At 51.5% G+C, this 12327-nt stretch carries 11 protein-coding genes; 7 read left to right on the forward strand and 4 right to left on the reverse strand.

The window, feature by feature from the left end:
* Window positions 1-6: 6 nt before the first annotated feature.
* Both B3Z23_RS11105 and B3Z23_RS11110 read right to left on the reverse strand, forming a co-directional pair.
* On the reverse strand, window positions 7-1167 hold the full coding sequence (locus tag B3Z23_RS11105) for a lactonase family protein (protein ID WP_294909470.1): 1161 nt from the start codon (window positions 1165-1167) through the stop codon (window positions 7-9).
* Window positions 1168-1340: 173 nt separating this feature from the next.
* Complete coding sequence (locus B3Z23_RS11110; protein ID WP_294909472.1) at window positions 1341-2657, reverse strand: MFS transporter; 1317 nt, start codon at window positions 2655-2657, stop codon at window positions 1341-1343.
* A gap of 269 nt (window positions 2658-2926) precedes the next feature.
* On the opposite strand from B3Z23_RS11110, the gene B3Z23_RS11115 reads away from it, so the two are divergent.
* Complete coding sequence (locus B3Z23_RS11115) at window positions 2927-3952, forward strand: LacI family DNA-binding transcriptional regulator (RefSeq protein WP_294909474.1); 1026 nt, start codon at window positions 2927-2929, stop codon at window positions 3950-3952.
* Between the two features lie 49 nt (window positions 3953-4001).
* Here B3Z23_RS11115 and B3Z23_RS11120 read toward each other — a convergent pair whose 3' ends face one another.
* Window positions 4002-5252 carry an alpha-hydroxy acid oxidase gene (locus B3Z23_RS11120; RefSeq protein WP_294909476.1) on the reverse strand — a complete coding sequence of 417 codons (1251 nt, stop codon included), beginning with the start codon at window positions 5250-5252 and terminating at the stop codon, window positions 4002-4004.
* Between the two features lie 240 nt (window positions 5253-5492).
* Here B3Z23_RS11120 and B3Z23_RS11125 point away from each other — a divergent pair, with 240 nt between their 5' ends.
* From B3Z23_RS11125 to B3Z23_RS11150, 6 genes are all read left to right on the forward strand, one after another.
* Complete coding sequence (locus tag B3Z23_RS11125; protein WP_294909478.1) at window positions 5493-6149, forward strand: aspartate/glutamate racemase family protein; 657 nt, start codon at window positions 5493-5495, stop codon at window positions 6147-6149.
* Window positions 6150-6170: 21 nt separating this feature from the next.
* Window positions 6171-7451, forward strand: a complete 1281-nt coding sequence (gene otnK, locus B3Z23_RS11130) for a 3-oxo-tetronate kinase (RefSeq protein WP_294909480.1) — start codon at window positions 6171-6173, stop codon at window positions 7449-7451.
* Between the two features lies 1 nt (window position 7452).
* Window positions 7453-7893, forward strand: a complete 441-nt coding sequence (locus B3Z23_RS11135) for a DUF441 domain-containing protein (RefSeq protein WP_294910240.1) — start codon at window positions 7453-7455, stop codon at window positions 7891-7893.
* A gap of 110 nt (window positions 7894-8003) precedes the next feature.
* Window positions 8004-9410 (forward strand): c-type cytochrome, encoded by a 1407-nt coding sequence (locus B3Z23_RS11140; protein ID WP_294909482.1) that lies wholly within the window; start codon window positions 8004-8006, stop codon window positions 9408-9410.
* Entirely contained in the window at window positions 9407-9940 is a 534-nt protein-coding gene (locus tag B3Z23_RS11145; protein WP_294909484.1) for a sugar dehydrogenase complex small subunit, read from the forward strand. Before B3Z23_RS11140 ends, B3Z23_RS11145 begins: the two co-directional genes overlap by 4 nt.
* A complete protein-coding gene (locus B3Z23_RS11150) occupies window positions 9937-11577 on the forward strand; it encodes a GMC family oxidoreductase (protein WP_294909486.1) in 1641 nt (546 codons plus the stop codon). Before B3Z23_RS11145 ends, B3Z23_RS11150 begins: the two co-directional genes overlap by 4 nt.
* Window positions 11578-11635: 58 nt before the next feature.
* Here B3Z23_RS11150 and B3Z23_RS11155 read toward each other — a convergent pair whose 3' ends face one another.
* A complete protein-coding gene (locus B3Z23_RS11155) occupies window positions 11636-12220 on the reverse strand; it encodes an NUDIX domain-containing protein (RefSeq protein ID WP_294909488.1) in 585 nt (194 codons plus the stop codon).
* Between the last annotated feature and the right edge of the window lie 107 nt (window positions 12221-12327).

Below are 12327 nucleotides of genomic sequence, written 5' to 3' on the forward strand. Positions count from 1 at the left end.
TGGGCATTAACGTTCGACCATAGCGACCCAGTTAGCGCCAGCTCCCGAAGGATAGCGGGACAACAGTGACAGCTCACCACTCTGCGGGTTGATGCTGTAGAGTGAAAAATGGTCGGACTGCAGGCCGGTTTCAATCAGGAAATGCCCACTGTTATCAATGGCAAAACCGCGTGGCAGCTTCTCGGTTTTAATACTACGCAGTAAGTGCAGACTGCCATCTTTTTCGGAGACCGAAAAGGCGGTCAGCAGGCTGTTGGTGCGTTCGGTGGAGTAAAGGAACTTACCGTCAGGGGTGATATGAATATCGGCCTGCCAGATACGGGGTTTTGGTGTTGCTGGCAGATCAAAATCGCCAGTCAGTGGCCGGGCTTCACCTTTCTGCATGGTTGCCGCAATGTCCGGGGCAATAGAAGGTGTAGCTTCTTCCGGGGTGACGGTACCGTCTTTATTAATTTTCAATTTCTGGATATTGCCGGCCATTTCGGTTAGCAGATAAATATAACGGTTACCATCGGCAGACGTATGGGGGGCGAATACAAAATGGCGTGGACCAATAGCGGCTTCATGCTGAATATTCACGGCCGGTGGGGTGGCCGGAGTAACCTTGCCACTCTGTGGGTCGAAATGAAACTGCAGGAACTGATCGGCGCCCAACAGTGAGACATATAAAAAATGATTTGTCGGGTCAGTCTGAATACAGTGTGCACGTTTACCGGTATGGACAATCTGTACTGGCGGAGTCTCTACCTTTCCCTGATCATTGATACGGTTTATGGTGAAAAGGTCTCCGCCATAGGAGGCTGACAGTAAAAAGCGGCCGGTTTTATCCAGCGAGATATAGGCCATGCTTTCCTGAAGTGGGCTTTCACCGGCAGGAGTCAGTTTTCCGTCTGGCTCAATATGCCAGCTCATCACCCGATAGGGCTTGCTGCGAATCGCGGCATAGAGTGTCTTTTTGTCCGGAGAAACTACCAGCGGCATGACTTTCTTTGCCGCCGTCCAGGTACCGACGGGTTGCATTTTTTGGCTGTTTTTGTCCAGAGACCAGCCAGAGACAGTGCCACTGTCAGCGTTAGAGATGTAAACATAATCCTGTTGTTGTGCAAACACGCTGGCGGACGCGGAACACAGGCCGAGCAGGGCCGCAGTGAATAACATCTTTTTCATTCAAAACCTCAAAACAGGTTAACGATACTGAGGGTGACAGGCAAAACTCGCTGACTGTTACCGGCTACTGGGCTGGCTCAGCTCCCGTCGGCACTGGCCGGAACCGGGAAAATCAGGGCCTGCATGAAACCGTATATGCCGCAGAGTGCGGCATATCGCGGATACGTGACAATTCAGGGGCAATTTCCTGGCTGAGAAACCTGCAATGGTGACTGATCTTTTGTATCAATGTTCAGTGGTTCTACTTTACCCATAATGAACATAAATGTGAGCGCACCAAACAGGCATATACCGCCGGCAACGACTAATGGCACCACAAATGAACCGTGGCTGATACTCAGCATAAATCCGGTGAATGATGCTGTGACAATCCCCGCCAGGTTTCCGGCGAAATTCTGGATCCCGCCCAGAGTCGCCACATAACCGGAAGCCGGTGCCACATCTGCAGGTAACGTCCAGATATTTGAGGCGGTGAACGCCAGTCCGGCATAAGTCAGTGAAAACAGCGTCAGAATCACCGTAATGCTCGAAGTGAAGGCGGCAAAGGCGATCACTGAAGAGAGCAACATCCCTGCGATCAGGCAGGTCTTACGTGCTGCCGTCAGGCTCAGACCTTTTTTATACAACCAGTCAGAGGTCAGCCCACCCAACAGGCTGCCAGGTATTCCCATCAATGCAGGAATAGCTCCCAGCGTACCCAGTTCTTTTAACGAAAAACCTTGCGACATTGTCAGATATGTCGGGAACCAGGTCACAAAGAAGTAGGTGGCAAAGTTCATGCAGAAGAAACCAATCATCATGCCCCAGACGGTGCGATGGCGAAATAACGACCAGAGTTTGATTTTTTCATCCGGACGGGAAACCACCATTTTACGGTCTTCGAGCAGATTCTGACGCTCAGTTTCATCCAGCCCTTTTTTAGTTTCAGGATCACGGTAAAACATCAACCAGACTACCACCCAGACCAGCCCGATAGCTCCGGTAACTACAAATGAAGTTTCCCAGTCCCAGGTGCTGATAAGCCAGGCCACCAGGGGTAACGCCAGCGCACTACCGGCACGTGGACCGGCGTCAAAAATACCGCTGGCGGTGGCGCGTTCTTTTTTAGCAAACCAGGAAGCTACGACTTTCGCACAACCCGGATTACCGCCGGATTCACCGACACCGAGTAACAGACGAGAGATGAAGATGGAGGTAAATCCACGGCCAAAGGCAGTGAACACGGTGAACAGAGACCACCAGCCGACGGCGACGGCCAGACCAATCCGGGTCCCCAGCCGGTCAATAATACGGCCGGCCGGAATTTGCATTAACGCATAGGTCCAGAAAAATGCACCGAGGATTAGTCCCATTGAAGCATCATCCAGACCAAGATCTTTTTTGATATGTGGTGCGGCAATGGCCAGATTAATGCGATCGATATAGTTGATGGCGATGGCAAAGAAGCAGAAAAGTATCATCAGCCAGCGTATTTTTGGGTACTTGCGCATGCGATTTTCCTTTAGAATTATCACCCGTCAGTTTGTCTGCCGTGGTGTGGCTTATATATGCAGGGGTACAGGCCGTGGTATGTCACCACAATTATGTTAATCAATGGTAAATTTTAGTAACAGTGATCTACAACATTCATCTACACTATTAACATTGCGTAAAAGTAAGCGATTACAAGAATCAGTCAAGATGAAAGTAAGCGCTTTCAAAGTGATAGCCGGTTTCTGTGTTAATTTTGTGGCGAGCATCACCTTTTAGGAGATTTATCATGGCTGATAAACCGAATACGACACGTGTCTCTCTGGAAGACGTAGCCCGGTTGTCCGGGGTATCCACGGCGACCGTGTCCCGGGTACTGAATGGTAGTGCTACGGTCAGGGAATCACGCAGAGAAGCAGTTGAAAGAGCCTGCAAAGAACTCGGGTATGTGATTAACCGTGCCGCGAGAACTCTGGCATCACGCAAAAGTATGACGATTGGTGCAGTGGTACCTACGTTGGCAATAGAAACCTTTTCCCGGCCGATTGATGCGTTTCAAAAGATGATACACAAGCAAGGATATACTCTGCTGTTGGCAAATTCAGGCTTCGATATGGATATTGAGCTGAACGAAGTCAATAAGCTGCTTGAGTATGGTATCGATGCATTAATGCTGGTCGGACATACTCATCATCCGCGGTTATGGGAACGACTGGAACAGCAGCAAATTCCTTACATCCAGACTTTCTCTATCGACCAGCACCGGCCAAGTGTCGGTTATGACAGTATCCTGGCATCACGGCAGCTGTTGCAGCACCTGTTGGATCTGCAGCATCGTGAATTTGCCGTGATCTTTGGCAGCCCTCCGTCCAACGACCGGTTGTCTGAGCGACTGGAGGGTATTCGTCAGGGGTTACATGATGCAGGGTTATCTCTGGCTCCTGAAAACTGTGTCGGCAGTGCTTTCACGATGAATGATGCCCGACAAGCAATGTTCCGTTTGCTGGATGGTCCTAATCCGCCAACGGCGGTAATTTGCGGCAATGATTTACTGGCGTTTGGTGCGATGCGGGCAGCCAGAGAACGCTATCTGCGTATTCCTAATGATATTTCGATTACCGGATTTAATGATTATGAATATGCCGAGCATCTTGAGCATCCACTCACCACCATGCGGGTGGATCTGGCGGAAATTGGCAGACTGGCCGCAGAATATTTACTGTCATCACTACAGGATGTCCGTACTGAGCCGTTGACCTGTGTCACCCCACAGTTGATTATCCGTGGCAGTACCGGTAGTGCTCCACAAAAATAACACGGCATGCAGAGCATGCCGTGTCAGGTGTCAGGCAGATTCCGGGCAGTTACAAATCTTTATCAAACCATGGGCCGCGTCTCAGATAGCTTTTATCCAGTTCTGCAGGATTTCTGACGCCTATTAACGCCATATCACGGTCAATCTCATCGCGCAAAATATGCATCGCATGCTCAATACAGGGTGCTGCACCGATAACGCTGGCGTATAAGAATGGTCGGCCGAGAAACACAAAATCCGCGCCCAGAGCCATGGCTTTCATCACATCGGTACCGCGACGAATACCACTGTCGATAATCACCTTCATCTGGCCTTTCCCTGCCGCAATTTCCGGTAAAGTATGTAGCGGCGGTACGGTGTAATCCAACTGTCGGCCTCCGTGGTTAGACAGGATGACAGCATCGGCACCACAGTCTCTGGCCATAAATACGTCTGCTGGTGTCATCAGCCCTTTAATCACCAGATTTCCCTTCCAGCGTCGGCGGATTGCTTCAACATGCGTCCAGCTGAGCTTGTCACGGGCATTGGTATTGCGGACTTTGTTAGACATCATCGGTGGGCCGCGCTCAGCATCGGTATTTTCAAAATGCGGAGCCCCGTGGCGAAGGTAAGTTTGCGCCACGGTACCCAGCAGCCAGCGAGGGCTGGTGGCACTCTGCCACATGACTTTGGGCGTAATTTTAATCGGCATACTAAAGCCGCTACGGGTGTTGTGTTCGCGGTTACCCAGCATCGGGGTATCTCCGGTGACCACCAGTGTCCGGTATCCCGCCTGTTCTACCCTGTCGAGCAACCGGTCGATACGGGGCTGATCGCCGGCCAGGTAAGCCTGAAACCAGGCATCCGGGTTTTCGGCAATCACATCTTCCAGACGAATCAGCGAAGAGGCACTGAGGATCATCGGAACATCCATGGCTTTGGCGGCCCGGGCCAGACTGATGTCTGCCCGGTAAGAGACAAAAGAAGCACCGCCCAGTGGCGCTATACCAAACGGGTGACGCCAGCGCTTGCCAAATAGTTCGGTCCCCTGGTCGCGACCGGAGACGTCACGGAACATCCGCGGCAGAAAGGTATATTGCTGATAGGCTTCGAAATTCGCGGTAATACCGCGTCCGGTTTCCACACCGCCAGCCACATACTGGTAAATCATCGGTGGCAAACGGCGTCTGGCGTGACGTTCAAAATCATCCAGAGCCAGCAGATCGCGAAACTGGTGCGGTACAGTGCTGGCCGGGCGGGACTGGCTCACAGGAATCTCTGTTGATTTTTCCTGAGGCGCGGGAGTAAGAGATACCGTCATAGTGAAATGTTCATCCTTAAAGACAACAGCTTTCCGGGGGTCACCCGAAATGTAAGCGGTTACAATTGAATGCTTATAATCTGTGCTGTTTAATGATAAATTAACATCCTGTTCATATATTTTTGTGAAGCTCGTCACTATAATAACTATTTTGTAAGCCATTACATTCCGTCTTTACAGTACTATTGACCGCTAAATTATCAGCAATCTGTTGATGAAACCCGGATGACGGAGGAGTTAATGACGCATCGGATCGTTTTACTTCATGCCACCCCTGTAGCAATGGCGCCGGTTCACAGTGCATTTAAAGAGTTATGGCCGGAAGCTGAACTGGTCAATCTGCTGGATGATGGTCTGACCATTGACCGGGCGAAAGAAAAGGAACTCTCTGCGGAGCTATGTGATAGGTTTGTTAAATTTGGTCGGTACGGTCATGCCTGCGGTGCATCTGCGATACTGGTCACTTGCTCAGCATTTGGTCCGGCCATCGAACAGATGGCCCGGGAATTGCCGATTCCGGTACTGAAGCCCAATGAGGCGATGTTCGCAGAGGCCCTGCAGGCGGGGAAAAACATTGGCATGCTGGCGACATTTGCGCCGTCGGTTATCACGATGGAAGCAGAATTTGCGGAATATGCCAGGCAGCAAAACAGCAATGCCACACTGAAAACGCTGGTGGTGGCCGATGCCATAGATCTGTTACGTCAGGGAGAGGCAGACCAGCATAACCGTTTGGTGGCTGAACGCGCACCTGAACTGGCAGAGTGTGATGCCATTATGCTGGCCCATTTCTCGACGTCACGGGCGCTGGAGGCTGTCAGTGCTAAGGTCAACACCCGTGTACTGGCCGCACCACATGCCGCAGTAAACGCATTAAAAAAACAATTCTATGGCTAATTTTCTCTGAGGGTAGCAGGCATGTTGATTGGGGTAATCGCGGATGATTTTACCGGAGCGAGTGATATTGCAGTCACTCTGGCCCGTGGCTTAAAGGGCGAAGGCGGCCTGAAAACTGCGCAATATCTGGGAGTGCCGACAGGCCCGGCTGACTCGTCCATTGATGCCGGGGTGGTTGCCCTGAAAAGTCGTTCAGTGGCGGCAGAACTGGCAGTGAGTCAGTCACTGGCGGCCTGTCGTTGGTTACAGGCCCAGGGATGTCAGCAAATTATCTTTAAGTATTGTTCGACCTTTGACTCTACCGCTCAGGGGAATATTGGTCCGGTACTGGATGCCCTTGCCCGCCATTTATCGGCAAAAAGTATTGTGGTGTGTCCTTCATTTCCCGCCCTGGGCCGCACGCTGTACCAGGGACATTTGTTTGTCCACGACAAACTGCTCAATGAATCGGGGATGCAGCATCATCCGGTGACTCCAATGAAAGATGCCGATGTTCGTCGGTTGCTGAGTGCTCAGGCAACCATCCCGGTCAGTCATATTCCCTGGCAGACCGTCTGTTCAGGGGCGGCAGAGATAAAATCTCAACTGGCCAGTCTGGCAGCGGAAGGCCCCCGGCTGATCGTGACCGATGCGATAACCGACCATGATCTGGCAGAGATCGGTCTGGCCTGTGCCGGTTTACCGCTGTTATCCGGGGGATCGGCGATTGCCTCCGGGTTACCGCATAATTTTATTCGCGGGGGGAAGGCGAAACCGTCTGACGGTTCATTGCCCGCAATTCACGGACCGGAAGCTATTCTGGTGGGCAGTTGTTCCGGTGCAACACTGGGACAGATTGAAAATCATCGCCGGCAGGCGGCGGTGCTTGCGGTATCTGTGGAACAGGTGATGGAAGGGCAGGTGAGTGCCAAAAGCCTGGTGGAATTTATTCTCAGCCACCAGGGGCAGGCACCACTCATTTATTCTTCCGGAACACCTGAAGAAGTAGCTGTCAGCCAGCAAAAATATGGTCAGCAGGAAACGTCTGCGGCTCTGGAAAATCTGTTTGGCGACACCGCCAGGTTACTGGTGGAAGCCGGAATTCGTCGGCTGGTGGTGGGCGGTGGTGAAACCTCCGGAGCGGTCGTCAGCGCATTATCGCTCGGTCATCTGGCCGTCGGAAAAGAGATAGATCCTGGCGTGCCGGTATTGCAGACCACGGGAGATCAACCGCTGGCATTGGCCCTGAAATCAGGAAATTTTGGCAGTCCGGATTTTTTTGCCAAAGCACTGGCGGTTCTGGCAGGGGAAGCGCGTGAATAGTTTGCTCCCATACCTGTTACTGCTGTTGATTGGTGTGCTGGGAATGGTGGGCCACAATATGGCGGTTGTTTATGCCGTGGTCGCCCTTTTCCTGATAAAAATTACCCCGCTGTCCCGGTTCTTTCCTTTTATCGAAACCCAGGGGGTGACCATTGGCATCATCATCCTGACGATTGGAGTGATCGCCCCCCTGGCCAGTGGTGATATGACACTTCGTTCGCTGATACGTACCCTGGTGGACTGGAAATCTCTTTCCGCCATCGTGATTGGTATTTTTGTCTCATGGGTCGGTGGGCGGGGTGTCACTTTCCTGTCAGCCCAGCCCGGAATTGTCGGGGGATTACTGGTGGGAACCATTATCGGCGTTGCTTTTTTCAAAGGTGTACCGGTAGGGCCATTAATCGCCGCAGGATTGGTGTCATTACTGTTTTTTAAATCATAAACAGCAGTTCCAAATAATAAGACGTAAAAAAATTATTTTTATTTTCGCCTCGCTGATCCACGGCTTTAGCCGTGACCAGCAAGGGGATGTTTTGATTAATAACTGAAGCTATGAGCAGGAGTGTAAAAGTGAGACCAACGAGTCTGGCTTTAATTATCGGGCTCTCGGTGTTTTCGGGAAAGGCTGTGCAGGCGGCAGACAATCCTTCAGCATCGACGATAATTGAGCAAGGAAAGTATTTGTCAGTGGCTGCTGACTGTGGCGCTTGTCATAACTCCCCTGGCAGTGGGGCGGCTATGGCGGGAGGCTATGCGATAGCCTCACCGATGGGCAATATTATCGCCAGCAATATTACCCCGTCAGTTACTGCCGGTATTGGTAAATACACTGAGCAGCAATTTGCCAGGGCCGTCAGGGAGGGGATTAATGCACAGGGTGACCACCTTTACCCGGCAATGCCTTATACCTCCTACAGTAAAATGACTGACAGTGATATTCATGCACTGTATCAGTATTTTATGCACGGGGTGGCACCGGTCGATACTCCGGCACCGGCCACCCGTCTTCCGTTCCCGTTCTCAATTCGCAGCAGTATGGCGCTGTGGAATATGCTGTTTTCCAGCCAGCAGCGTTTCACTCCGGACAGCCAGAAGTCAGCTCAGCTTAACCGTGGTGATTACCTGGTCAATGTGCTGGAGCACTGTGATGCCTGTCATACCCCCCGTAACTTCCTGATGGGCCAGAAGAATGATCTGGCATTATCTGGCGGGCAGGTAGGTAGCTGGTATGCCCCGAATATCACGTCGGATAAAACTGCCGGTATTGGCAGCTGGAGCGATGACCAGCTGTTTCAGTACCTGAAAACCGGTCATGTTGCCGGAAAAGCACAGGCGGCGGGTCCTATGGCGGAGGCCATTGAGAACAGCCTGCAACACCTGAGTGATGATGATTTGCATGCCATTGTCGCCTGGCTGAAACAGGTACCTGCCTCCGGGGCTACAGCGACGGAATCACGTTTTACCCAGGGTGCGCCTTCAGACAGTGAGGCTGCTATGCGGGCGACCGATCATCCGGATGCCGGCTGGGTTGTTTTCAGCAACAGTTGTGCAAACTGCCATCAGGCCAACGGTGAAGGTAGCGAGTTTTATCCGTCGTTATTCCACAACAGTGCGACCGGTGCCGCTCAGCCGGACAACCTGATTGCGACCATTCTGTTTGGTGTACGCCGTCACGCCGACGGTCAGTATGTGGCGATGCCGGCATTCGGACCTGCCGCATCCTTTGTCGACAGGCTCAATGATCAGCAAATTGCTGATGTGGCTAACTATGTCTTAAAAAATTACGGAAATGCTTCACTGACTGTCACGGCCGATCAGGTGAAAACCGTCCGTGAAGGCGGTCCTGTACCCGCTATCGCTTATCTGTCGAATCCGGCAGTGTTAGCGGTGGGTGGATTGATTGTGTTGGTGATTCTGGGGCTGATCGTAGCTGCTGTACGCAGAAGGGGGAAAAAATGACAGCAAATAATCGCCATTCTTCCGGGATTTCACGTCGCCGCCTGCTGCAGGGGGTGGGTATCCTGTCGGTTGCCGGATTATGTGGTTCACTATTCCCTTCTTTCCGTGCAGCCGCCGCGGCGCTTCAGGACAGTGGTTTTATCCCGTTATCTGAATTTTTAGTCAATCGTCGGGTGAACCCAATACTGGCTCAGCGTTACTACGATGCACTGCATCGCCATGATGATAAATTTGATCAGAAGCTGGGATTGCTTAAACAGGATATTCAACCGGGTAAATATCAAAATATCGATGATTTTCTGCAGAAAAATGCGATCGGAAGCGATTTACGACAGGCAGCAGCTCAGGTCATTTCTGCCTGGTACACAGGGGTGGTAGGCAACGACGAGAAACTGGAACTCATCGCTTATGCAGATGCGATGATGTATGTGCCCACCAAAGGCATTCTTGTGGTTCCAACCTATGGCAGTGGTCCGATTTCCTGGGCCGCCGTTGACAATAAACCCGCATACCAGGGGCCGGCAGTATGAGTCAGAATAACGTAGATGCAGAAGTCATTATTATTGGTTCCGGGGTGATGGGGGGGCTGTTAGCGACTCAGCTTGCTGCCGCCGGAAAATCAGTGATCATTGTTGAGGCGGGGCCACGGGTAACACGCCAGCAAATTGTTGACCGGTTCAGAAACTCACCGTTCAAGATGTCACTCACCAATATGAAATTACAGGGTGTCGGTTCGCCGTATCCTGATTTGCCCCATGTTCCTTCCACTTATGGCAATTACCTGCAACAGGTGGGGCCGGTAAAATATCCGACGAAATACCTGCGTGTTGTCGGCGGTACCACCTGGCACTTTGGATCTGCTTTATGGCGCATGATTCCAAATGATTTTAAATTGAAGACCTTATACGGGCATGGCAGAGACTGGCCATTTGGCTACGACGAGCTGGAACCCTGGTATTGCGAAGCCGAGCATGCGTTGGGAGTGTCCGGGGTGGATGGACAGGATGAGAGCGGACACGGGGGTAAACCCTGGCCTCCGCGCTCTAAACCTTTCCCGATGCCAGGCTTGCCGACCAGCTATATGTTTGACCGGCTGACTGAATTACTGGGTAAAGGCGGCTATAACCCCGTACTGGAACCGAATGGCCGGGCCACCCGTCCCTGGGGAAATCGTCCGGTATGCGCAGGTAATAATAACTGCAACCCGGTATGCCCGATTGGCGCTAAATACGATGGTTCGATGCATATCGATGAGGCAGAACGGCTCGGGGCTAAGTTACTCGACAATTCGGTAGTGTATAAAATCGAGGCAGATGACAGCGGTAAAATCACCCGGATCTGGTATAAAAAACCCGACGGTTCCGAACATTCTCTGACAGCGAACCTGTTTATTGTGGCTGCCTATGGGATTGAGTCGCCGAAGTTATTGCTGATGTCTACCTCAGAGAAATATCCGAAGGGTATTGCTAACTCCTCTGATCAGGTCGGCCGTAATCTGATGGGGCATACCGGCATTAGTATGAACTTTATGATGGCGGAAGACGTCTGGCCGGGGCAGGGACCGACAGAATTACTGGTCTATCTTAATAATCGTGATGGTGAGTTCAGAAAAACTTTCCCGAGCTATAAAATCAAAGTGCGTAATACCGTACCGACAGCTGATTATGCGTCCGGTTTGATTAGCAAAGGGGTATTAGGCTCGGAACTGGATGAGCAGTTGCGTAAACTGTCAGCCCGTTCACTGAACTTTGCCATTGATTTTGAGACAGTCCCATTGCCGGAAAACCGGATTGTCCCGAGCAAAACCAAAACCGATGCCATTGGAATCCCGTTGCCAGAAATATCATACAGTGTGACCGATTACTGGCAGGCAGGGAAAGAAGAAGGGCTGAAAGATTTTGCGAATTTTGCAAAATTATTGGGGGGAGATGTCCTGAAAATCGACACCAATTATCAGGATCGTCAGCATATAATGGGAACCACTATTATGGGTGATGACCCGAAAAATTCGGTGGTGAATTCTGATTGCCGTACCCATGATCATCCGAACCTGTATATTGCCGGGACCAGTGTGATGCCTTCGGCATCCTGTATGAACCCTACTCTCACAGGGGCTGCGCTAAGTCTGCGCTTGGCGGATCATCTGCTGAAAAACGTTCTGGTATAACCTGAGTAAATGTTGTCTGCCGGAGTATTTATCCGGCAGGCAATGTAAAATATCACCGTTAAATCAATTGGTTGAGAGCTGCGTATTGTAACAGCATGATGGTTTTGGCATCGTTAATGGCACCGGCTTTCATCGCCTGTAAGGCTTCACTAAAGCTCATCTCCAGCACTTCCAGATCCTCACCTTCTTCCTGCAATCCGCCTCCCGGACTCACCTGATCCGCTGGCTGATACTCTGCCACAAACAGGTGCAGTTTTTCGGTCACAGAACCCGGACTCATCCAGGCTTCAAAAACTTTCTCAACCTTACCTATCCGGTAGCCGGTTTCTTCCTCAGCCTCTTTCCGAATTCTCTCTTCCGGCTGTTCGCCCTCAAGTAAGCCAGCCGCCACCTCAATCAGCATACCATCGCTACCGTTCACAAACGCCGGCAGACGGAACTGACGGGTGAGAACGACCGACTGGCGTTCGCGGTTGTACAACAATAGTGCTGCACCATCTCCATGGTCATAGGCTTCACGGTTCAGGCGCTGCCATGAACCATCCCGTCTCTGAAAATCAAAAGTGTATTTTTTGAGCAGATACCAGTCATCAGAAAGTGTCTGTGTGTTGACTATCCGGACTCTGTTGTTAGCTGATTGCACTGCCTGACCTCCCTCGGGATGTTCTGATGTCTACCTTTAGCTCACCGGCACAATGAATCTGCCTGCTGCAGCAAAGTGTTTCGGATATCCAGTGTAACGCCGGGCGG

The organism is Tatumella sp. UBA2305 (genome assembly GCF_002345795.1).
Taxonomy (GTDB): Bacteria; Pseudomonadota; Gammaproteobacteria; order Enterobacterales; family Enterobacteriaceae; genus Tatumella; species Tatumella morbirosei.

Coding starts and splice junctions, on each gene's coding strand:
- B3Z23_RS11105 (WP_294909470.1), bottom strand. CDS start 1,167: ATGAAAAAGATGTTATTCACTGCGGCCCTGCTCGGCCTGTGTTCCGCG.
- B3Z23_RS11110 (WP_294909472.1), bottom strand. CDS start 2,657: ATGCGCAAGTACCCAAAAATACGCTGGCTGATGATACTTTTCTGCTTC.
- B3Z23_RS11115 (WP_294909474.1), top strand. CDS start 2,927: ATGGCTGATAAACCGAATACGACACGTGTCTCTCTGGAAGACGTAGCC.
- B3Z23_RS11120 (WP_294909476.1), bottom strand. CDS start 5,252: ATGACGGTATCTCTTACTCCCGCGCCTCAGGAAAAATCAACAGAGATT.
- B3Z23_RS11125 (WP_294909478.1), top strand. CDS start 5,493: ATGACGCATCGGATCGTTTTACTTCATGCCACCCCTGTAGCAATGGCG.
- otnK (WP_294909480.1), top strand. CDS start 6,171: ATGTTGATTGGGGTAATCGCGGATGATTTTACCGGAGCGAGTGATATT.
- B3Z23_RS11140 (WP_294909482.1), top strand. CDS start 8,004: ATGAGCAGGAGTGTAAAAGTGAGACCAACGAGTCTGGCTTTAATTATC.
- B3Z23_RS11145 (WP_294909484.1), top strand. CDS start 9,407: ATGACAGCAAATAATCGCCATTCTTCCGGGATTTCACGTCGCCGCCTG.
- B3Z23_RS11150 (WP_294909486.1), top strand. CDS start 9,937: ATGAGTCAGAATAACGTAGATGCAGAAGTCATTATTATTGGTTCCGGG.